Genomic DNA, 435 nt, shown 5'->3' with positions numbered 1-435 from the left:
CCAGTAGCGGGCGCGGACCCCCGGGATCACGTCGGTCCAGCGTTCATAGTCGACGGGACGGAACGATTGCAGCGTGGCGATCGCGTCCGCCTGCGTGTAGATCGGCTGCACTTCCTTGCGGCCGCGCGCTGCGTTGCGCCGGTTGAGCTGCGCGACTTCCGATTCCTGGATGCTGCCGGCGTCGGGCAGCATGTAGGAGCAGAGGTCGATGGTGCCGCGCGTGGCCAGGATCGGTCCCTCGAATCCCGCGCGCACGAGCTTCGGCAGCAATCCGCTGTGGTCGATATGCGCGTGCGTCAGCAGCACGGCGTCGACGTCGGCGGGGCGGAACGGAAAGGCGCCGTAGTTGAGCTCCTTGAGCGTCTTCTGACCCTGGAACAGGCCGCAATCGACCAGGAAACGGCCGTTTGCAGTCTGAAACAGATAGCTCGAGCC

At 66.0% G+C, this 435-nt stretch carries 1 protein-coding gene; it reads right to left on the bottom strand.

Going from position 1 to position 435, the window contains the following annotated elements; genetic code table 11:
• The coding region (locus KVP70_RS33315) for an MBL fold metallo-hydrolase (RefSeq protein WP_217946719.1) at window positions 1-435 on the bottom strand (435 nt) is incomplete at both ends.

Origin of the sequence: Duganella violaceipulchra, from assembly GCF_019166075.1 — a bacterium.
Lineage (GTDB): Bacteria > Pseudomonadota > Gammaproteobacteria > Burkholderiales > Burkholderiaceae_D > Rugamonas > Rugamonas violaceipulchra.
The sequence above is the reverse complement of the archived record's forward strand: the minus strand, read 5'-3'. Positions and strand labels throughout refer to the sequence as shown.